The sequence below is a fragment of the Ruminococcus sp. genome (genome assembly GCF_019417665.1).
Taxonomy (GTDB): domain Bacteria; phylum Bacillota; class Clostridia; order Oscillospirales; family Ruminococcaceae; genus Ruminococcus_C.
Map to the genome: position 1 here is coordinate 34784 of NZ_DXUU01000008.1, position 22786 is coordinate 57569.

The 22786-nt window shown below is 49.8% G+C and carries 20 protein-coding genes; all 20 read right to left on the bottom strand.

What is annotated here, in order from left to right:
* Positions 1-636, bottom strand: a complete 636-nt coding sequence (gene hisG / locus QZ375_RS03700) for an ATP phosphoribosyltransferase (RefSeq protein ID WP_295215436.1) — start codon at positions 634-636, stop codon at positions 1-3.
* The gene (gene hisZ / locus QZ375_RS03705; protein ID WP_295215439.1) at positions 637-1827 is read right to left on the bottom strand and encodes an ATP phosphoribosyltransferase regulatory subunit; all 1191 of its coding nucleotides are present in this window, start codon (positions 1825-1827) and stop codon (positions 637-639) included.
* 78 nt (positions 1828-1905) lie between these two features.
* Positions 1906-6243 (bottom strand): PolC-type DNA polymerase III, encoded by a 4338-nt coding sequence (locus QZ375_RS03710; RefSeq protein WP_295215441.1) that lies wholly within the window; start codon positions 6241-6243, stop codon positions 1906-1908.
* A gap of 20 nt (positions 6244-6263) precedes the next feature.
* The gene (ispG, locus tag QZ375_RS03715; RefSeq protein WP_295215443.1) at positions 6264-7301 is read right to left on the bottom strand and encodes a flavodoxin-dependent (E)-4-hydroxy-3-methylbut-2-enyl-diphosphate synthase; all 1038 of its coding nucleotides are present in this window, start codon (positions 7299-7301) and stop codon (positions 6264-6266) included.
* A gap of 22 nt (positions 7302-7323) precedes the next feature.
* Positions 7324-8391, bottom strand: coding sequence for an RIP metalloprotease RseP (rseP, locus tag QZ375_RS03720; RefSeq protein WP_295215445.1), 1068 nt, complete (start codon positions 8389-8391; stop codon positions 7324-7326).
* A 126-nt stretch (positions 8392-8517) separates the two neighbouring features.
* Complete coding sequence (locus QZ375_RS03725) at positions 8518-9666, bottom strand: 1-deoxy-D-xylulose-5-phosphate reductoisomerase (RefSeq protein WP_295215447.1); 1149 nt, start codon at positions 9664-9666, stop codon at positions 8518-8520.
* 103 nt (positions 9667-9769) lie between these two features.
* On the bottom strand, positions 9770-10585 hold the full coding sequence (locus QZ375_RS03730; protein WP_295215450.1) for a phosphatidate cytidylyltransferase: 816 nt from the start codon (positions 10583-10585) through the stop codon (positions 9770-9772).
* Positions 10586-10587: 2 nt separating this feature from the next.
* Positions 10588-11349, bottom strand: coding sequence for a polyprenyl diphosphate synthase (gene uppS, locus QZ375_RS03735; RefSeq protein WP_295215452.1), 762 nt, complete (start codon positions 11347-11349; stop codon positions 10588-10590).
* A 38-nt stretch (positions 11350-11387) separates the two neighbouring features.
* Positions 11388-11942 carry a ribosome recycling factor gene (gene frr, locus QZ375_RS03740; protein WP_295215454.1) on the bottom strand — a complete coding sequence of 185 codons (555 nt, stop codon included), beginning with the start codon at positions 11940-11942 and terminating at the stop codon, positions 11388-11390.
* Between the two features lie 61 nt (positions 11943-12003).
* On the bottom strand, positions 12004-12735 hold the full coding sequence (gene pyrH / locus QZ375_RS03745; protein ID WP_295215456.1) for a UMP kinase: 732 nt from the start codon (positions 12733-12735) through the stop codon (positions 12004-12006).
* Positions 12736-12954: 219 nt separating this feature from the next.
* Positions 12955-13878, bottom strand: coding sequence for a translation elongation factor Ts (gene tsf / locus QZ375_RS03750; protein ID WP_295215458.1), 924 nt, complete (start codon positions 13876-13878; stop codon positions 12955-12957).
* A gap of 102 nt (positions 13879-13980) precedes the next feature.
* A complete protein-coding gene (gene rpsB / locus QZ375_RS03755; protein ID WP_295215461.1) occupies positions 13981-14709 on the bottom strand; it encodes a 30S ribosomal protein S2 in 729 nt (242 codons plus the stop codon).
* 173 nt (positions 14710-14882) lie between these two features.
* Positions 14883-15161 (bottom strand): YlmC/YmxH family sporulation protein, encoded by a 279-nt coding sequence (locus QZ375_RS03760; protein ID WP_295215463.1) that lies wholly within the window; start codon positions 15159-15161, stop codon positions 14883-14885.
* Between the two features lie 45 nt (positions 15162-15206).
* Positions 15207-15767, bottom strand: coding sequence for a putative ABC transporter permease (locus tag QZ375_RS03765; protein ID WP_295215466.1), 561 nt, complete (start codon positions 15765-15767; stop codon positions 15207-15209).
* A gap of 87 nt (positions 15768-15854) precedes the next feature.
* Entirely contained in the window at positions 15855-16805 is a 951-nt protein-coding gene (locus QZ375_RS03770; protein ID WP_295215468.1) for a transketolase family protein, read from the bottom strand.
* 2 nt (positions 16806-16807) lie between these two features.
* Entirely contained in the window at positions 16808-17647 is an 840-nt protein-coding gene (locus tag QZ375_RS03775) for a transketolase (RefSeq protein ID WP_295215470.1), read from the bottom strand.
* Between the two features lie 49 nt (positions 17648-17696).
* Entirely contained in the window at positions 17697-18515 is an 819-nt protein-coding gene (locus tag QZ375_RS03780; protein ID WP_295215473.1) for an HAD-IIB family hydrolase, read from the bottom strand.
* A 14-nt stretch (positions 18516-18529) separates the two neighbouring features.
* Positions 18530-19444, bottom strand: coding sequence for an RluA family pseudouridine synthase (locus QZ375_RS03785; protein ID WP_295215476.1), 915 nt, complete (start codon positions 19442-19444; stop codon positions 18530-18532).
* Positions 19437-19964: a signal peptidase II gene (gene lspA, locus QZ375_RS03790; protein WP_295215479.1), complete on the bottom strand. Its 528-nt coding sequence runs from the start codon at positions 19962-19964 to the stop codon at positions 19437-19439. The genes QZ375_RS03785 and lspA overlap by 8 nt, the downstream gene beginning before the upstream one ends.
* Before the next feature lie 17 nt (positions 19965-19981).
* Positions 19982-22762 (bottom strand): isoleucine--tRNA ligase, encoded by a 2781-nt coding sequence (ileS, locus tag QZ375_RS03795; RefSeq protein ID WP_295215481.1) that lies wholly within the window; start codon positions 22760-22762, stop codon positions 19982-19984.
* Positions 22763-22786 lie beyond the last annotated feature (24 nt).

The following is a 22786-nucleotide window of genomic DNA, read 5'->3' on the forward strand; positions in this document are numbered from 1 at the left end:
TCATTTCTGCAATGCCTCCTCGATCTGTTGGATCAATGCTTCAATTTCTGTTTGACGCAGTTTCAGGCTGACGGTGTTGGCAATGAGCCGTGCCGAAATGGGCACAACATCCTCTACCACTTCCAGCCCGTTTTCTCGCAGGGTCACGCCTGTCTCTACAATGTCCACGATACCGTCTGCCAGTCCCAACAGCGGTGCAAGCTCAACAGAGCCTTCGATCTTGACAATATCCACGTCCATGCCCTTGCTCTCAAAAAAGCGGCGTGCTACATTGGGATACTTTGTAGCAATGCACTTTACGCCAAAGCCGCTGTAAAAGTCCGTTCCCTTCTTTGCCGCCAGTGCAAACTTGCATCTACCGAAGCCCAGGTCGACCAGTTCAAAGAACTTGCCCTGCATTTCAATAATGGTATCTTTTCCCACAACGCCCATATCGCACACGCCGTGCTCGACATAAGTAATAACATCATTTGCCTTTGCCAGAACAACTTCCAAATTCGCATCGGGAATGGGCAGGATCAGCCGGCGTCCCTTTTCCCGGACAGCCGTGCAGTCAAACCCCAAGCTTTCCAGCAGACCAATGGTATCCTTTTCTAGTCTGCCCTTTGTCAATGCCATTCTCAAGGGTTTTGCCATTTATTCCACCTCCGTAATTTCTTCATCCACAATGACAACTTTGCCGATCCTGCGGTCTTTTGCATATTCCCGTACCAGGTCGATGGAATCGAAGAAAGCATATTCCACGATCTGCCCCTTGGCACGCAGTTCCTGAGACACTGTCACCGCTTTCATCTCATAGCCCGGTGCAGCATAGATCACGGCATCTGCTGGCTGCACTGCCACATCCTTGTTCTTCCGCAGGATATTGGAAACTGCATCCACATTCACCGCAAAGCCCGTTGCCGGAATATCATAGCCAAAATCAGACAATAGTTTGTTATATCTGCCGCCGGAGAGTACCTCTTCACCGTAACCCTCCAGATAGCCCTTGATGATCACACCTGTATAATAATCCGCATTGTTGACCATACCCAGATCCACAGTCAGTCTGCCAGCACCGATCACTTCTGAAAGATCCTCATACAGCTTCCGCAGATCCATGAGGATCTCATCAATGCGCTGATTAGAGTACAGCTGAGATGCCTTTTCGAATACTTCCTCTCCTCCGAACAGTGCCGGCAGCTTTTTCAGTGCCGCTGCTGCTCTGGAATCTCCCATGGTATCCAACACATCGTTCAGCGCCGGATAGTTCTTCGTTTCAATAAGATAACGGATATTCTCCCGCTCTTCCGGTGTAGCATTCAATTCACGCATTAGTTCCTTGAATACCCCGGCATCGCCCAGTTCCAGAGAAAAGCTGTCGTTGCTGCACGCAGAAAGTACCTCAATGGCAGTGGTGATCATTTCCACGTCCGCCATATAGGAAGCAGAGCCGAGAAGTTCGATACCAGTTTGCGTGATCTCGTCACTGCGGCCTTTCAGTGCTGGTTCGAAACGATACACGCTCTGATTATAATACAGCCGCAGGGGCAGTGAAGCATCCCGGAGACGTGTGGCAACAACACGTGCAATGGGCATAGTGGACTCCGGACGCAGTACCAGCAGACGTCCCTTGCTGTCTGTCATTTTATACAGCCGTTCCTGGGGATAATGACCGGATTCCGACTGGAATACATCAAAAAATTCCAATCCTGGCGTCGTCAGCTCCGAATAGCCCTTGCTGCGGAAAATGGCATGCAGCTTATGCTCTGTTTCACGGCGCACCAAGCATTCTTCAAACAAAAAATCTTTTGTCCCCTCCGGCGTAATCAAATCATATTTTCTCATAGGTTCCTCCTTATCGCTTTATCATACTAACACAATACTATAGTACCACAGAAAAATACATCTGTCAAGATTCTGTACTCAAAAGAGCATCATCTGGCTTGATTTCGGCAAATCGCCCAAAGCGTTCATCTGTTCCAGGGTCTCGATTATGGTTTTTGACGCACTGCTCTGCGCCTGGAATTCTTCAATAGAAATAAAGTTCCGCTTCTGTGCTGTTTCATAGAGATTACGTGCCGCAGAAACGCCGATGCCGGGAATGGCACTGAACGGGATGCGGACTTTATTCTCCTCCACCAGATAGCGGTCGGCGTGGGACTTGTACAGATCAATGGGCAGGAATTCACAGCCACGGCTGAGCATTTCATTGACAATGAGCAGCGTATCCAGCAGGTCGCTTTCCTTTTTGGAACGGTCGTTGCCCTTTTCTTTCAGTTCCTCGATTTTGGCACGGACAGCATCCTTACCCTGCAGTGCCAGAACCGGATCGAAGTCATCCCCTCGTGTACTGAAATACACCGCATAATACGCCAGCGGATAATAGAGCTTGAACCAGCCCAGCTTGATGGCCGCCGTAACATACGCCGCCGCATGAGCTTTCGGAAACATATACTTGATTTTCAGGCAGCTGTCAATATACCACTGGGGTACGTCATGATCCTTGAGCATTTGCACACGTTCTGGGGTAAAGGTTTTGGGTGCCTTGCCCTTACGGGTATCCTCCATGATCTGGAATGCCTGCTTCGGCTCAACGCCTTTATGGAGCAAGTAGGTCATAATACTGTCACGTGTTCCGATCACATCCGAAATGGTACATGTTCCATTGTCAATGAGATCCTTTGCATTGCCCAACCATACATCTGTACCGTGGGACAAACCGGAGACCTGCAAAAAGTCGCTGAATTTTTTTGGCTTGGAATCTAGCAGCATCTGGATGGTAAAGCCGGTTCCCATCTCCGGAATACCGAGACTTCCCGTCTGGCAGTAGATCTCCTCCGGCGTCACACCCAACACAGACGCATCCGTGCACATCTGAATGACCTTGGGATCTGTAGTAGGTACATCATGAATGGAAATTCCCGTGGCATCCTCCAGGTGCTTATACATGGTAGGTACCACATGTCCCAGTTCGTCCAGCTTCAGAATGGTATCATGGAGCGAATGGAAGTCGAAGTGAGTCGTCAGAATATCCGACTCGGCATCGTCTGCCGGATGCTGCACCGGAGTGAAGTCGTATACATCATAGTCACTCGGTACAACGACCATACCGCCGGGATGCTGACCGGTAGTTCTCTTGATACCGGTACAGCCGATGGAAAGCCGGTTGATCTCTGTGGGACTGCATTGTATCCCACGTTCTTCCAGATATTTTTTTACATAACCATAGGCAGTTTTGTCTGCAACGGCGGCAATGGTTCCCGCCTTGAACACATTATCCCGTCCGAACAGCTCCTCTGTATAGCGATGGGCTGAGGACTGGTATTCACCAGAGAAGTTCAGGTCAATATCCGGTGCTTTATCACCGTCGAAGCCCAGGAAGGTCTCAAAGGGAATGTCATGTCCGTCACGGTTCATTTCCTCGCCGCATTCTGGACAGTTTTTCGGCGGTAAGTCAAAGCCGGATCCGACACTGCCGTCTGTGATAAATTCGCTGTGTTTGCACTTGGGGCAGACATAGTGGGGTGCCAGAGGATTTACCTCTGAGATACCCGCCATGGATGCTACAAAGGAAGAGCCGACGGAACCACGGGAACCAACCTGATAGCCGTGATCCACGCTGTCCCATACCAGCTTCTGGGCGATGATATACAGTACGGAGAAGCCATGCTTGATAATGGAAGAAAGTTCCCGATCCAGCCGCTTTTCCACCAGCTCCGGCATAGGATCGCCATAGATTTCCTTTGCCTTTGTAGTCGTGATCCGCACCAAGTCTTCCTCTGCGCCATCAATGGTGGGCGTAAAGGTTCCTTTCGGGAACGGACGAATTTTTTCGATCTGATCGGCAATGGCATTGGTGTTGGTCACAACAATCTCATATGCCTTTTCCTCCCCCAGGTAGGAAAATTCCTCCAGCATTTCCTCTGTGGTGCGCAGATAAAGGGGTGCCTGATTTCCGGCATCCTCAAAACCTTGTCCGGCTTGCAGGATCTCACGGTAAATGGCATCCTCCCGATCCATAAAATGCACGTCACAAGTCGCACAAACAGGAATGCCCAGTTCGTCACCCAGTGCAACAATACGCTTGTTGTACTCCTGTAATTCCTCCATATTGGCAGCAGTGCCATTTCGGATCATGAAAGCATTGTTTCCCACAGGTTGGATCTCCAGGTAATCATAGAATTTTGCTAGCTTCACCAATTCCTCATGGGACTTTTCCTCTACCATTGCCTGAAACAGCTCACCAGCTTCGCAGGCACTGCCGAAAATCAATCCTTCTCGATGCTGCATGAGTACAGACTTTGGGATCAAGGGTTTACGATAGAAACATTCAATATGTCCATAGGAGATCAGCTTGTAGAGATTTTTCAAGCCCACGTGATTACGCACCAGAATAATCTGATGATAGGATTTCAATTTTCTCACATCGATCTCCTGGGTCTTGGTGTTCAGATCAGAGAGCATGGTCGCCCCCTTGGTCTGCACCAATCGTGTCACCAGTTCGATATAAATCTTTGCTAACATCTGTGCATCGTCCGATGCCCGGTGATGGTCGAATTTTCCCAGCTTTAACGCTTTTGCTACGCCGTCCAACTTATGACGGTACAGCGTCTGCAGCATACACTTACAAAGCACCAGCGTATCCAGTGTGGCAAACTCAAATGCAATACCATGTCGTTTGCAAACATTGCGCACAAAGGTTGTATCAAACCGAGCATTGTGTGCCGCCAGAACGGGATGATCGCCGCAGAATTCCATGAATTTCCGGACTGCTTCTGCTTCCTTGGGTGCGTCTGCCACCATAGCATCTGTAATGCCGGTCAGTTCCACAATCTTCGGCGGAATGGAGCGTTCCGGATTGACCATAGTATTAAAAGTATCCACCACTTGCATCCCACGCATCCGCACAGCACCGATCTCTGTAAGACGATCCTGGGACATGCTGAGTCCGGTCGTCTCCACGTCAAAAATGATGATCTCGTCCTGTAATGTCCGGTTTCCTGGATCATCCACAACAAGCTGACGATTCAAATCGTTGACAACATAGGCTTCGCATCCAAAGATCACCTTGAAGTTTTTGTCCTTGAAACCGTCCCATGCGGACATAGCCTCTGGAAATGCCTGTGCGATACCGTGATCTGTGATAGCAATGGCTGGATGTCCCCAGTCATAGGCACGCTGCACCAACTTTGCACATGGAGTCACTGCATCCATTTGCGACATGTTGGTATGGCAGTGCAGCTCCACACGTTTTTTCGGTGCTCCGTCTGTTTTTCGCTGCCGCTTCACCATAACAATGGATTCCGGCTTCAGTACCTCTTCCCGGGCAAATTCGTCATAAGCAATTCTCCCCAGTACGAGAAGAGTACTGCCTTTTTTTATCTCTCCATATGGCAATTCGGAAATGCTCTTTGTAGTGTCAAACACTTTAACAAGAACAGAATAGTTGCCATCAGTAATCTGATAGGTCAATACAGTGCGTTCGCCCCGCACTTCACGGGATTCCATAGCAAAAACATCGCCCATAACCACAATGCGCTGATTCTGTACCTCCATAGCCTCCCAGATAGGCATGGGAATATCCCGGATGGGTCTGCCTTTGATGAGCACAGCGCTCCCAGGAATCACACCTGGGATTTCTTCATTCATGGCTACACTCTGTGCTGTGGGCTTAGGCGGTTTTGCACCGTCTCCTGCCGAAGGTGCCGGCGTCGGTGTCTGGAGCTGTTCCGCATGTTTCGGCAGTTCCTGTTCCGCCTTGGCGATCATCGCTTGGAATTCATCTTCTGTGACACTGGCAGTACCCTGGAATTTCACCTGAATTTTCCGGGAAAACAGCTGTTCCAGCAAGCCGGAAAAATACTCCGCCACGTGATATTTTTCAAGAATTTCAAAGCCGCCGTTATGTAACTGGATCTCCAGCTTATCACCCTCAAATGTTACGTCTGCTCCGTCGATGAACCCATTGACAACTGTCATCTCCCGTTTGAGAAAAATGACCAGATCTGAAAAATACGCCATGGAAAACAGCTCCGGCGCATACTGGGGATGCAGCCGCACAGCATGAATCTCCAGGCGAATCTCCAGTTCATGCTCCAGTGACAGCAGATCCTGCACCGGAACGAGATGGGAAAATGCAATATAAAACGAAATTTTCGTCAGGTTTTCCGAATAGGTCATACGTTTCAGAATGCCGTCCTGTACGGACTGGGGCATCACCGGGACATATTCCTCCAAAAACGCTGCGAAATTCAAATCCATATGTTCCACTCCTACTGCTCTTACAGTTTTTCGATCTCAGCCATAAGCTCCGGCACAATGTCCTCTTCCGGCACTTTCCGCAGAACTGTTCCCTTCCGGAACAGCACAGCACAGCCGTCACCTCCGGCAATGCCGATATCCGCTTCTCTTGCTTCGCCGGGGCCATTGACAATGCAGCCCATAACAGCCACCTTGATATTTTTCTGGACATGCTCCAGTGCCGCTTCCACTTCCTTGGCGGTTTTCACCAGGTCGATCCGTGTTCTGCCGCAAGTGGGGCAAGATACGATCTGAGAGCCGCCCCGTTTGCCGATACACTTCAAAATATCCCGTGCGGCACGTATCTCCTGCACCGGGTCTTCTGTCAGGGAGACACGAATGGTCTCACCGATGCCGTCATGAAGCAGAGTGCCGATACCGATAGCAGACTTGATGAGTCCCATACGTTCTGTTCCGGCTTCGGTAACGCCCAGATGCAACGGATAATCACACTGCTGAGCACAGAGACGGTATGCGTTGATCATGGTATTGACATCGGAGGATTTCATGGAAATGACAATGTTATCAAAGTCACACGCCTCCAGCATCCGCACATGTCCCATAGCACTCTCCACCAGTGCTTCTGCCGTAGGTGCGCCGTATTTGGCGAGAACTTCCTTTTCCAGAGAACCAGAATTGACGCCAATACGAATGGGAATATCTTTTTCCTGACACACACGTACAACGGCACGTACACGATCCATACTGCCGATATTCCCTGGGTTGATACGAATCTTGTCAATACCGGCAGCTGCTGCCTCCAGTGCCAAGCGGTAGTCAAAATGGATATCTGCCACCAGCGGAATGGATATCTTCTCCTTGATCGCCGGGATCAGCGCAACGGCCTCCTTGTCGGGAATGGCAGCCCGGACGATCTCGCAGCCTGCCTGTTCCAGTGCCACAGCCTGTGCCACGCTGCCCGGAATATCATCCGAACGGGTATTCAGCATGGACTGTATATAAATATGGGATCCGTCCAGCTTACAGCTGCCGACGGAAACGGGTCTGACTTTTCTCATAAACTTAACTCCATATCATGATTTATTGAAAAAACCGACTGACATCCTGCACTGTCACCAGGATCATCAGCAAAAATAATGCTGCCATACCGATAAAATGCACCATGGCTTCCCGTTCCTTTGGAATGGGTTTCCGGCGAACCGCCTCTATCAGCAGGAACACAAAGCGGCTGCCATCCAGTCCTGGAATGGGAAGCAGATTGAACACGCCCACATTGACAGTAATAAAAATGGTCAGATTCAAAACGGACTGCACTCGTTCCAGAACATTTTCCCCGGTAGACGCCGCCTGTTCAATAACGCTGACGGTACCCACAGGGCCGGAGAGATCCTGTAGGCTGTACTTGCCGCTGACCAGTTCAATAAGCGACATCCAGATAAGCTTTGCAGTAGCTACCGTATCCTTTGCCGCATAAGAGAGAACTGTCACCGGATTCTTGGATTTTCCCTGCACGGCAAAATCCAGCAGACCTTCTGTGTTGTCGTTGTGGAATGTCACCGGATCAATGGTGATCTTCTCCCCGTCACGCTTTACAGTTACGGAAAAGGATTTCGCATCCGTGGTCTGCAATTTATAGATCAGGTCAGTGGTGGAAAAAATGTGACTGCCGTCAATGGCAATGATCTTATCACCTACCTGCAATCCGGAGCGTTCACTTTCTGCCGCAGTGATAGTTTCACCGGTAGTCGCATCCGTGGTCTGGGCAAACTGTGCAATGACCGTAGAGGGTACCTTTTGGCTGGTGCACAGCAGCACGGCAATCAGCAGGAATCCCAGGATGATATTCATAATGGCACCGGCAAGGACAACCGTCATTCTGCGCCAGATTGCCTTTTTCTCAAAAGCGTTGGGATTATCGCTGGATTCATCCTCTCCTTCCATGGAGCAGAATCCTCCAATGGGAAAAAGCCGCAGAGAATATTCTGTCTCACCCTTTTGAAAATGAAGAATGCGAGGTCCCATGCCGATGGCAAACTGATTCACCTGAATCTTGTGCAGCTTTGCCACAATAAAGTGTCCGAATTCGTGAATACCGATGATCATGCCGAAAATGACAATGGCAATGAGAAGTGTTACGATATGCTGCATAGGTGCATGTATCCTTTCTTATACGAATCCCTGAAATGGAGATAGATAAAATTGCGGGCAGAAATTTTGTCAGTCTAGGAGAATACCGCAAGTTTATCGATTGGAGTTTGAGGGATTTGTATTATTTTACTGAGAAATTGAATTATGTACGAATTCCCTTGCACGTGCATCTGCACGCATCACATCCTCATAGCAGGTGATCTCCGTCTGTGGAATGGAATCCACAGCACGCTGTGCCAGAGCACCGATCTCCAGAAATCCGATTTTCCCCTTTAAGAAAGCGGCAACGGCTTCTTCATTTGCTCCGTTGACAACACACGGGGTGGTACCACCACGTGTAATTGCCGTAATTGCTGTTTGCAAGCATGTAAAAGTTTTCAGATCCGGCTTTTCAAATGTCAGTGTGCCATATTCTGTCAATGATAACGGCCGGGTCGGACAAGGCATCCGGTCGGGATAGAGCAGTGCATACTGAATAGGGATCTTCATATCCGGTACACCCATCTGCGCAATGATAGAATAGTCCTGATACTCCACCGCCGAATGCACCACGCTCTGACGATGCACAACTACCTCGATCTGCTCCGGTGTCAGGTCGAACAGCCACTTTGCCTCAATGAATTCCAGTCCCTTGTTCATGAGGGTAGAAGAATCCACCGTGATCTTGCTTCCCATGCTCCAGTTGGGGTGGTTCAGGGCATCTGCGACTGTGACATGCTCCAATTCAGCACGTATCTTTCCGAAGAATGGACCGCCGGATGCAGTCAGAATAATTTTCCGCAACTGTTCCCGGCGATTCCCCTGCAAGCACTGGAAAATCGCAGAATGCTCACTGTCCACTGGATAAATGGACACACCTTTTTTCGCCGCCTGATCCATAACCAGCGAACCGCCAGCAACCAGGGTCTCCTTATTGGCAAGGGCAATATCCAGACCAGCCGAAATGGCGGTCAGCGTGGGCAGCAGTCCTACCATGCCTACCACGGAATTGAGCAGCATATCTGCCGCCGTATCCGCAGCAATTTCACACAAGCCGTCCATACCGCAGAGTACCTGCACTGCCAGATCTGACAGACGTCCTTTTAACTCGTGATATTTGGTTTCATCATAAATACAAACCTTTTTGGGACGCAGTTCCCGTGTCTGCCGTTCCAGCAGATCGATGTTCCGGTTGGCAGCAAGGGCGTGAATCCGCATGTCATGTGCCTTTGCCACTTCCAGTGCCTGTGTCCCGATGGATCCCGTGGATCCTAAAATTGAGATACACTTCCCCATAAATGACGACTCCTTTTTCGTGCAGTAATACTACCTTATAGTACACACACGATGCAGAGCGCAAACCACCCTGCATCGTGTGCTTCATCCATAATTCAAACAATTATCTGTAAAATATTGGGCACATGCACTCCAATGCATAAAATGCCGGAATGGTAAACAAAACGCTGTCAAAACGATCCATAACGCCGCCGTGTCCCGGCATAATGTTGCCGAAGTCCTTGATTCCCTGCTGGCGCTTTAATACAGAAGCACTCAGATCGCCCAGCACGCTAATGACGGCACATACTACTGCTGTAAAGATCAGCCACAAGTAATGCACATGGGCATGTGTGATCAGGCTATAGATCAAGGCAAATACGATCATGACCACAATGTCCACCACAATCCCGCCGAAAAAACCTTCTACAGTTTTTTTCGGGCTGATTTCGGGACAAAGCTTATGTTTTCCGAAAAACGTGCCCGCAAAATAAGCGCCGGTATCTGCGATCCAGGCAGAACACAGTGCCAGAATCACACAAGCAAGACCGTACTGACTGCCCAGCAGCAGTGCATTCAGCATATTCAGCGAGCCAGCCACCAGAAGAGTCACAGCTGCAATGAACAGGATCTCCTGATATTTCACATGCTTATGCAACAGTACCAGTTCCACAAACATAGCAACGATACAGAGAAATGTCACTGCAATGATAGCAGATATGTTCCCATAATACTGCAAAAACGGCAACGCAGCGCCGTACACCAGTCCGGCACCCACGGAAATACGGCAGTGGAGACATTTTCCGGCACGGTACAATTCAAACAGCGCAATACAGATCAGTGCGGCGATGGCAAGGGGAAAGACAAACGTCTTATGCAGAACCAGAATCAAAATTGCCAGCAAGCCTCCGACAACGCCAGAGATAATACGAATTTTCATGGTCATATGCCCCCAAATCGTCTGCCCCGCTGTGCATAATCCACCAGTGCCTTATTCAGTTCGTTCCGATTGAAATCTGGCCAGAGCACATCGGTGAAATAATACTCTGCATAGGCGCACTGCCAGATGAGATAATTGGACAACCGCAGCTCGCCGCTGGGACGGATCAACAAGTCCACATCGGGCAGCCCGGCAGTGTACAAATTATCCGAAATGGTCTGTTCTGTAATAGCAGAAGGATCCAGTTTCCCAGCCTGCACCTGCTGTGCAATGCATTGCGTCGCATGTCTGATCTCATCCCTGCCGCCGTAGTTGATGGCGAGGATCAAGTTCATCTTTTCAAAGTCCTTGGAATCTTCCTCCAGTTCCTGCATCCGCTTTTGCAGCCGATCCTGTAATCTGCTGCGGTCGCCCACAAAAACCATGCGCACACGCCGCTCCAAATACTGATCCGCTTCGCAAAGATAGTCCCAGAACAGATCCATAATGGCATCCACTTCGTCCTGGGGACGTTTCCAGTTTTCCGTGGAAAATACATAAAAAGAAGCATTCCGCAAGCCGATATCCCGGCAGTACAAGGACAGATCCTTGAAATTCTTTGCACCTTCTTTATGACCGAACTTTCTGGGCATACCGCACTTGTTCGCCCAGCGTCCGTTTCCGTCCATAATAAATCCCACATGCTGGGGCAACACCTCTGGCAATGCAATGGCAGAGTCTGTTTGAGTCTGTGAATTCTTTTTTGTGAAAAATGGCAATGCCATGCAGTTCAACTCCTATCCGATATCAGAGCCTATCCCAATCAGATGCTCATGATTTCCTTATCCTTATCAGCAACCATCTTATCCACTTCTGCGCAGTACTTATCTGTCAGATTTTGGATCTTCTTTTCGCCGTCCTTTACTTCGTCCTCTGTCAACTCGGACGCCTTCTTCTTTGCCTTCAGTTTTTCCATGGTATCACGGCGTACGTTGCGGATAGCGACCTTAGTATCCTCACCAATCTTCTTGATATTCTTGCAGAGTTCCTTACGACGATCCTCTGTCAGCTGAGGAAATACCAGACGGAGCACCTTGCCGTCATTAGTAGGAGTAATTCCCACGTCAGAAGCCAGAATTGCCTTTTCGATGGCTTTCAAAGTGGTAGCATCCCACGGCTGAATCACCAGAATACGTGCCTCTGATACAGAAATAGCAGCCATCTGTTGGATGGGTGTAGGTACACCGTAATAATCTACCATTACTTTATCCAGCACAGCCGGATTGGCACGGCCTGCACGAATAGTAGTAAACTCATGCTCCAAGCGGCCGATGGACTTCTTCATCTTTTCCTCGGTTTCCTTTAACAGTTCTTTCATAGCTCATTTCCCCGGAATCACCGGGCTCCTTTCAATACATTTTACTTGAATTGCAATGTGATTATGCGTTCGTTTCTTTATTTTCCTCTTCGGCAACAACAGTTCCCACATCCTCGCCCATAACAGCGTCATAGATATTATCCGGGCGGCTCAGGTCAAATACCAGCATGGGCATTTCATTATCCCGACACATAGAAGCAGCGGTGCTGTCCATAACCTGGAGTGCACTGCCCAGTACATCGCTGAATGTCAGGCGATCATAGCGCACAGCATCCTGATATTTGTGGGGATCCTTGTTATACACGCCGTCAACCATAGTAGCTTTCAGCAAAATATCCGCTTCAATTTCCACGGCACGCAGCGTAGCTGCCGTATCTGTCGAAAAGAACGGACTTCCGGTACCGCATCCAAAGATAACCACTCTTCCCTTGTTCAGATGAGAAATGGCACGGTTGCGGATATACGGCTCAGCGATCTGCTGCATACTGATAGCAGTCTGTACACGCACATCCACGCCGAGAGATTCCAGCAAATCAGCAACAGCGAGTGCGTTCATAGTTGTTGCGAGCATTCCGATATGATCAGCACGGGTACGATCCATATTCTGGCTGGAGCGTCCTCGCCAGAAATTACCACCGCCAACAACAATTCCCATCTGCACGCCGGCATCTACGCACTTCTTGATGCTCTGGCAGATCGGCAACATGGTTTCTGTATCCAATCCGGTTTTTTTCGGGCCGGCAAGTGCTTCACCGCTCAGTTTCAGAAGAACCCTTTTGTATTTTGGTTTCATACTTCCTATTCCTTTCGTATATGTCTCTTGTACAGATCTTCCAACAGGAAATCCATATCACTCCAGAAGTCCGGTACGACAGCTCACAAACTTCCTGTACTTATTTTACACTATTTTTCGTGAAATGTAAAGCGATTTATAGGAAAAAATCAAAAAAAGAGCATGGCAACCGCCACGCTCCTTTTTTTCGGCAAAATCGCCTTATGAAATAAGTTTTGTTTACTTGATCATGCTTGCAATTTCTTCTGCAAAGTTGTCAGCTTTCTTTTCAATACCCTCGCCGCGCTCAAAACGAACAAACTCTGCGATTTCGATGGTAGTACCAGCTGCCTTCGCAACGCCGTTAACATACTCCTGTACAGAGCTCTTATTTTCCTTAACAAAAGCCTGTTCCAGCAGGCAGTTTTCTTCGTAGTACTTGCCAACCTTACCAGCAGCGATCTTTTCCTTTACCTGATCCGGCTTATTTGCCATCTTCGGATCCTCAGCCATCTGTGCCAGAATGATCTTCTTCTCTTCATCCAGAACAGAAGCCGGAACATCTTCACGCTTCAGATACGGCGGGTTCATAGCAGCAACCTGCAGTGCGCAGTCCTTTGCAGCTGCCAGAACTTCCGGTGTTGCGCCAGCCGGAGACTCTGCACGAACCATAACGCCGATCTTGCCGCCGCCATGGATATACGGTACCAGAATGCCTTCCAGGCGAATGAAACGACGGATCTGGAGATTCTCACGGATCTTCAGGAACAGTTCCTGAAGTGCTTCGTCAACGGTCATTGTACCGCCAGAAACAGTTGTTGCTTTCAGAGCCTCAACATCAGCCGGATTCTTTTCAATGATCGTATCTGCGACCTGGTTTACGAATGCCTTGAATTCGTCAGTATTTGCAACGAAATCGGTCTCAGAGTTGACTTCAACGACACAGCCCACGGTATTGTCTGCATTTACCTTTGCAACAACCATACCCTCAGCAGCCACGCGGCCAGCTTTCTTTGCCTGGGTAGCCAGACCCTTTTCACGCAGCAGCTCAATTGCCTTTTCAACATCGCCGTCTGCCTCAGTCAGTGCCTTCTTGCAGTCCATCATGCCTACGCCAGTGGACTTGCGCAGTTCATTGACATCTTTTGCTGTAAAATTAGCCATTGGATGATTCCTCCTCAAATTATATCTACGATACTTTCAAAAAACCCGAATATGATTTGCGAAAACCAGCACATATTCGGGTCATGAATCCATTTATTTCGCTTATTCAGCAGCTGCCTCAGCCTCAGTTGCCTCTGCGGCAGCATCTGCGCCCTGACGGCCTTCGATGATCGCATCAGCCATTACGCCAGCGATGAGCTTTACAGCACGGATCGCATCATCGTTGCCCGGGATCACATAGTCGATCTCGTCCGGATCGCAGTTGGTATCTACGATAGCAACGATCGGGATGTTCAGCTTCTTTGCCTCAGCAACAGCAATACGCTCCTTGCGAGGGTCAACAATAAACAGTGCGCCCGGCAGCTTCTTCATATCCTTGATACCGCCAAGGAACTTTTCCAGCTTTTCAATTTCGAGCTGCAGCTTGCCAACTTCCTTCTTCGGCAGCAAATCGAATGTGCCGTCTGTCTCCATTTCGTGGAGTTGTTCCAGACGCTTGATTCTTCTCTGGATGGTGGTGAAGTTTGTCATCATACCGCCCAGCCAGCGTGCGTTTACATAGTAGGCGCCAGCACGGGTAGCTTCTTCCTTAATGGATTCGCCAGCCTGCTTCTTGGTGCCGACAAACAGTACGGATTCGCCCTGTGCAGCCAGGTCACGAACGAACATATAAGCTTCGTCCAGCTTCTTTACGGTCTTCTGCAGATCGATAATATAGATACCGTTCCGCTCGGTGAAAATATACGGAGCCATTTTCGGATTCCATCTTCTGGTCTGATGACCAAAGTGTACGCCAGCTTCCAGGAGCTGCTTCATTGATACTACGCCCATTGTGTAGTCCTCCTAATATATTGGTTTTGCTTCCTCCGCATTTCCTTATAGAATGCACAACTCTGCCGATATGCAAAGCACCGGCACATTCCAGGACATGCGTGCGAACTGCCTTTTTATTATACCAAAAAAGGTCGGTTCTGGTCAAGATTTATACACGAAAAATATTTCCATCAATTTATCTTGATTTTTGTGCATGTTGAACAATTTTCAATATTCTCCAGCGCCACCAGAATGGTATCCTTCCCGATGAGATGGATCTGACGGAAGCCAATGACGCAGTTTTCTCTTGGTCCGAACAAGCCCAGTATCTTCGGTCTGCCATACAGGATCAGTGCTGTCACCGCTGCGGTTTCTGCATCCAATTCCAGATCGTCCACCCGCCCCAAATTTTCCCCGTTGACCACATTAATGACATCCTTGCTGCGCAGTTCCTCCAGCGTACAGACCATTGCAATCACCTCTGTGAGAGGATATGCGCAATTTCTCGAAATCTTTCATGCAAAGAGTCGATACAGCAAGGTTGCGACAAGATCAATGCCAAACACCGCTGCAGCAATACCGCTCACCCAATTCAGTACCCGATTGGACATCAGCCCAGTCAGTTTTGCAAACAGTGGGCGCAGCAGATACAGGAACAGTACGCCGCCGATGCCGAAGCGGACAGACGGTGAAAGGGCAACACGTGCTTGGAAGTTGATGGAATAATCCGCATAAGTCTGCCATGGCCAACTGCCGGTCGTCCATTCTAATAAGTAGCTTGCAGCAAGTTCGATGAACGTCGCCACCACGCCGCAGCCTACAAATATGGCAATGGGACGGAGCCAGCGGATATTCCATTTCAATTCCATCTCCATGAACTTTCCGAAGCACAGGAGAAATGCCAGCATTCCCACTCCGTAAACCGGGCAATAAGGACCAAACAGTACACCTCGATTGCTGAACCCCCAATGATAAACCACAACTTCCAGAAATACCTCATAGCACCAACCAATAATTGCCGCCATGAGAAAATAGAGAAACAATTTCTGTACTGTTTCCAGATTCAGTTTTTTCATTGTAACACCTCTTTTTACTAGAAACGGCAGGCATTTTCAAAATGGAAACGCCTGCCGTTTTTAAGAACAATCAATTATCTGATAGAATTACTTTTTCTCTGCAACTGCCTTTTTCGCCACAGCTGCAATGTTATCTGCACAGAGTCCGAACTCCTTGAGCAAATCCACAGCCGGACCAGAGTGACCATATTCGTCATTGACGCCGATGCGGACTGCCGGAACTGGGCAACAGGAAGTAACCGCTTCTGCCACTGCGCTGCCCAAACCGCCAATAATGCTGTGCTCTTCCACAGTTATCAACAGACCAGTTTCACAAGCTGCCTTGCAGATCAGCTCAGTATCCAAAGGCTTGATGGTATGGATATTCAGTACACGTGCATGGATACCCTCAGCCTCCAGCTGCTCCGCAGCCTGCATCGCCTCGGAAACCATAAGACCAGTGGCAACTAGTGTCAGGTCACTGCCCTCATGAAGTGTCAGACCTTTACCGATGGTGAACTTGTAAGTTGCCGGATCGTTGAAGATCGGTGCAGCCAGTCTGCCGAAACGCAGATAAACCGGACCCTCATGCTGGATGGCAGCCTCTACAGCAGCCTTTGCCTCTACGTCATCTGCCGGGTTGAGGATGGTCATGCCCGGAATGGTACGCATCAGGGCAATATCCTCATTGCACTGGTGGGTCGCACCGTCCTCACCCACGGAAATACCGGCATGGGTTGCACCGATCTTCACGTTCAGGTGGGGATAACCGATGGAATTGCGGACGATCTCAAAGGCTCTGCCAGCTGCGAACATGGCAAATGTGCTGGCAAAGGGAATCTTTCCGACAGTTGCCAGACCAGCAGCTACGCCCATCATATTGGCTTCGGCAATACCGCAGTCAAAGAAACGTTCCGGATATGCCTTCTTGAAGATGCCGGTTTTGGTAGCGGCAGCAAGATCAGCGTCCAGTACTACCAAATCCGGATACTTTTCCGCCAAGTCACGCAATGCTTCGCCATAGCTTTCTCTTGTTGCTTTCTTCTGAACCTCTGCCATCGTTAACCCTCCAGTTCCTTCAGCTGTGCAGAAAGCTCTGCCATTGCCTGTTCATATTCTGCCTGATTCGGTGCCTTGCCGTGCCAGCCAACCTGGTTTTCCATAAAGGAAACATCCTTACCCTTGACGCTCTTCTGAATGATGGCAACCGGCTTTCCAACGACAGTTTCTGCCTCCTGCATTGCTGCTTCGATGGAATCAAAATCATGTGCGTCCATGCGAATCACATGCCAGCCAAATGCCTCGAACTTCTCCGGAATCGGCTCCGGCGAGCAGACATCGGTGATCTTGCCATCGATCTGCAAACCATTATTGTCCACAATGGCAACCAAAGAATCCAGCTGATAATGTGCTGCAAACATGGCAGCCTCCCAGACCTGACCTTCTTCAATCTCACCGTCACCCAGAATGGTATACACCTTATAAGCAGCATTGTCCATCTTTGCTGCCAGTGCCATACCGCAGGCAGCAGAGATGCCCTGGCCCAGAGAACCGCTGGACATATCCACACCCGGAATATGAATGCAGGGGTGTCCCTGAAGCAGTGCACCGATGTGACGCAGGGATTTCAGCTCTTCCTTGGGGAAGAAGCCACGCTCTGCCAGCGTGGAATACAGTGCCGGTGCGCAGTGTCCCTTGGACAGCACCAGACGGTCACGGTCTGCCATATCGGGATTTTTCGGATCAACGTACATTTTTGCAAAATAGAGATAGGTCAACGTATCACAGATCGAGAGAGAGCCACCCGGATGTCCGGACTTTGCGTTGTAGGTACCCTCAACAACACCCATTCGAATGCGGCAAGCTGTTGCCTGCAGCTGTTTTTTGGTCATTTCATCCATTCTATGAACCTCCAATGATTTTGATATGAAACCTTGCAATAATGCAAAGTTATTCGGAAAATCTGCATAAAATATGATCGATCAGCTCTGCAATTGCATGTGTTTCACAGGAATTTTCAAGCTGAATATCTACAATTTCTTTCACACAGGATTGTGCGTTGGACGGACAGGCACTAATATCCGCTTCGTGCAGCATTTCTAAATCGTTATCGAAATCCCCGGCTGCCACGATACGCAGCTGCGGCATATCGCACAGTGTTCGATATTTCCGCAGTGCACTTCCCTTTGTGGTGCCCTTGGGCAACATTTCATAAAATCGTGCCTCAGACTGCACAAAATCTGCACAGTCCCAGCTATGTTTCCGGAAGAACGCTGTCAGTTCGGGCATCCGTTCCGGTGCAATGGCAAAGAGTACCTTGAGCCATCCCCCTGCCGGGATTTCCTCCGGCATCATGAGGATGGGTTCCACCTGACATATCTCCAGATGTTCCTTTTCGTATGCCGTCATGCGTGCTACATATGTGCCATTCTCCCGGAGGATCTCCGCCGAAACATCCGGGAATGCATCCAGCACTGTCCGTGTTATGGAGACCGCATCCGGCGGCAGTGTCACCGTATCCAGCATTTTCTCGGAAACCGGGTCGTATATCGCCGCACCGTTGAACAGGATCACTGGCATATCCAGCTGCAGCTTTTGCAAATACCGCTGCGACGCCTGCAATGTTCGTCCAGTGGCGACAGCAAATTTGCCGCCTTTCTGTCGGAATTCTGTAATCGCTGCAAGATCTGCCGGAGTGATCTCCTTGCTGGCAGGCAGCAGTGTTCCGTCCAAGTCCGTGAGCAGCAGAGTGTTCTCCAGTGTTTCCATAGGCACGCTCCTTTTCAGGATTTCAGTTTTCGAAGTACTTTTTCAAAATAGTCTGGCAAGGGGCTTTCGAATTCCAGATATGCGCCAGTAGTCGGATGAAGAAATCCGATCTTGGCGGCGTGGAGGCACTGCCCCTCAATGCCAGGAAACGCCTTTCCATAGACATCATCTCCCAGCACCGGATGTCCCATGTATGCCAAATGCACACGAATCTGGTGAGTACGCCCTGTCTCCAGCCGCAGCCGCAGATGGGTGGCACGCTGATATTCTGCCAGCACCTCATAATGTGTCACGGCCGGCTTGGCATTCTTCTGGGTCACGCACATTTTTTTTCGATCTACCGGATGCCGTCCGATAGATGCCGAGATCGTTCCCGCAGACTCCCGAAAATGTCCCATTGCCACTGCCTGGTATTCCCGTGTAAAGGTATGCGCTTGAATCTGCTCTGACAGTGCCTGGTGAGCAATATCATTTTTCGCCACCATGAGCAAGCCGCTGGTAAAGCGGTCGATACGGTGCACGATACCCGGTCGAATCACGCCGTTGATACCGGAGAGCCGTTCGCCGCAGTGATAGAGCAAAGCGTGCACCAACGTTCCCGTGGCATGTCCCGGTGCAGGATGCACCACCATTCCCTTAGGCTTATTCACCACCAGTACATCGTCATCTTCATAGACGATATCCAGGGGAATATTTTCCGGCTCCAGCGAAAGCGGTTCCGGTTCGGGCAGCACGATCTCCACCACATCGCCGCTGTGCTGGCGGTAATTCTTTGGGACAGACTTTCCATTTACGGTAATATGTCCCTGTTCCATGCGGGATTGTAGCAGAGAACGTGTCAGAGAAACAGACTCCTGCGCTGCCAGCCATTTGTCCAGCCGTTCCCCTGCCCCTTCCGGTGGGATTTGCAAGGTCATTGTCTCAGACATTCTCCGACTCCTTTTCGGCAGTTCCGGATACAGTGCCCTCTTTCCCCTGCTTTTCCAGCTTTGGGTCGATCAGGAAGAAGTACAGAGCAAAGAGAATCACGCCGATGACGACGCAGCAGTCTGCGAAGTTGAAAACGGCAAAGTGAAACAGCTTGACGTCCAGATAATCCACCACAAGTCCGCCCCGGAATATCCGGTCGATGAGATTCCCAATGCCGCCGCCGATAATCAACGTCAGACTCGCCGTCAGAAGTTTCGATCGTTTTCCCCGGTGAATGAGCCAGTAGATACAAACTCCCATTAAAGCAGACGTCAGCACGATCAGCAGCCAGCGCATTCCCGAAAAGCTGCTAAACACAGCACCGTCATTTTCCAGATAACGCAGCCCCAGAATCTCCGTGTCACCGAAATGCAGAAACTGCATTTCCCCCACGGGCTTTAATTCCTGAATTGCCCAGTATTTTATCAGCTGATCAATGACAGTCAGCAAAATAATTCCAATCAATGCAACGATCAGCACAAATGATTCCTTTCCCGTCAGGACTCCGATACAACCGAAGCGCAGCGTGCGCAAAGGGTCGGATGTGCAGCATTCTTGCCCACACTGTCCAGATACATCCAGCAGCGCTCGCACTTTTCTCCGGAAGCACGTTCCACTGTATAAGTTGTCTCACCGGCGTCTGCCTTGACTACACTGACAGAAGAAACGATCAGCACCTTGGCAAGCACATCAGCTGCCTCAGACAAAATCGCATATTGAGCATCATCTGCAACGGAAATGGTCACAGCTGCTTCCAGAGACTTGCCGATGAGTTTTTCGTTACGCTTTTCCTCCAACACCTTGTTGACATCCATACGAGTCTGATAAATCAGCTCCCACTTTGCCAGGAAAGCTGCATCCTCAGTGATACCGCTTGCCTTGGGCATTTCGTTCAGGAATACGCTCTTGGCATCATCCTCCGCAGAATGGGGCAGATACAACCAGATCTCCTCTGCCGTAAAGGAGAGGATGGGTGCGATCAGACGTGTGATGGCACTCAAGATACGGTACATGGCAGTCTGTGCCGCACGGCGTTCTACAGAATGCTCTGCCTCGCAGTACAGGCGATCTTTTATGATATCCAGATAGAAGTTGGACAGATCTGTGGTGCAGTAATTATGAATGGCGTGGAATACCACATGGAAATCAAAGGATTCGTAGCCCTCATGCACCTTTTCAATGACGCTGTCCAGACGCATCAGTGCCCAGCGATCCAGTTCCAACAGCTGATCATCAGATACACTGTCACGATCCGGGTGGAAGCCGTCGCCGTTGCCCAGGTTACCCAAGATATAACGGGCAGTATTACGAATCTTCTTGTATGCATCCGACAGCTGTCCCAGAATCTCCTTGGAGATGCGAATGTCGGAATGATAATCAGAGGAAGCCACCCACAGACGCAGGATATCTGCGCCGTACTGCTTCACGATCTCGTCAGGCATAATGCCGTTGCCCAGGGACTTAGACATCTTTCTGCCCTCGCCGTCAACCACCCAGCCGTGAGTGCAGACAGCCTTATAGGGTGCCGTGCCCTTATATACCACGGAGGTCAGCAGAGAGGACTGGAACCAGCCGCGATACTGGTCAGCGCCTTCCAGATACAAGTCAGCCGGCCACTGCAGGCAGTCGTACTGTTCCATGACAGCCGAGTGGGAAACACCGCTGTCGAACCATACGTCCATGATATCGAATTCCTTGGTGAACTCCTTGCAGCCGCATTCGCACTGTACTTCCGGAGACAGGAATTCCGACAGTTCCTTTGTCCACCATGCGTCAGCGCCTTCCTTCCGGAACAGGTTCGCAATGTCACGGATGGTGGTATCGTTGACGATGGGCTTCTTGCAGTCCTTACAGTAAATGATCGGAATCGGTACGCCCCAGGTACGCTGACGGGAAATACACCAGTCACTACGGTCACGTACCATTCCCTTGATACGATCCTCGCCCCATTCCGGAATCCAGCGGACGTTTTCGATTGCCTGAATGGCTTCATCTTTAAAGCCGTTTACGGAGCAGAACCACTGTTCTGTTGCACGGTAAATAATGGGCTGGTGGCAGCGCCAGCAGTGGGGATACTGGTGGACGATCTTTTCCGTTGCCAGCATTGCGCCCAGTTCTGTCAGCTTCGCTGCAATCGCCTTGTTGGCTTCGTCCGTATCCATTCCCGCAAATTCGCCGGCTTCTTCTGTCTGACGACCCTTATCGTCTACGCAAACGAGAATACCGATATCGTCGTAATTTTTGCAGACTTCAAAGTCCTCTACGCCGTAGCCTGGTGCGGTATGTACACAGCCAGTTCCGCTTTCCAAAGTGACATGATCACCCACAATGACCGGGGAAAGACGGTCGTACAGCGGATGCTTTGTCTTGATATGCTCCAGGTCGCTGCCCAGGAATGTGCCTACCATCTCGTATTCGGTAATACCAGCGGCCTTCATGGTAGCAGAAACCAGTTCTGTTGCCATGCAGTAGTATTCCTCGCCCACCTTTACCAGTGTATACTCATAGGACGGACCAACACAGATCGCCAGGTTACCCGGAATTGTCCATGTGGTGGTCGTCCAGATGACGAAATACACCTGTTCCTTGGCAATACCCAAATCTGTAAACAGACCTTTGTCGTCTGTCACCTGGAATTTCACATAGATGGAGTAGCAGGGATCGTTCTCATACTCGATCTCCGCCTCTGCCAGAGCAGTATTACAGTCTGGGCACCAGTAAACGGGCTTCAGACCCTTGTACATGTAGCCACGCTTTGCCATTTCGCCGAATACTTCCACCTGACGTGCTTCGTACTCCGGCTTCAGGGTAAGATACGGATCGCAGTAATGCCCCAGACTGCCCAGCCGCTTGAACTGTGCCATCTGATTCTTGACATGCATCATGGCAAAATCCTTGCAGTGCTTGCGCAGCTCTACCGGTGAAATAGCGCCATTTTCCACGCCGATAGACTTCATAGCTTTCAGCTCAATAGGCAGACCGTGTGTATCCCAGCCCGGTACATAGGGTGCACAAAAGCCGCTCATATTCTTATACTTGATAATGAAATCCTTGAGCGTCTTGTTGAGCGCTGTACCCAAGTGGATCTCACCGTTGGCATAGGGAGGACCGTCATGGAGAATATAGCGAGGCTTTCCCTCATTCTTGGCAATCATTGCCTCATACAGGTTCTCGTCCTCCCATTTCTGCAAGGTATCCGGTTCCCGTTTCGGCAGATTTCCACGCATGGGAAAATCTGTTTTCGGCAAATTAATGGTAGTATTATAATCCTGTGACATAGCTTGATCCGGCTTTTCCCCGCA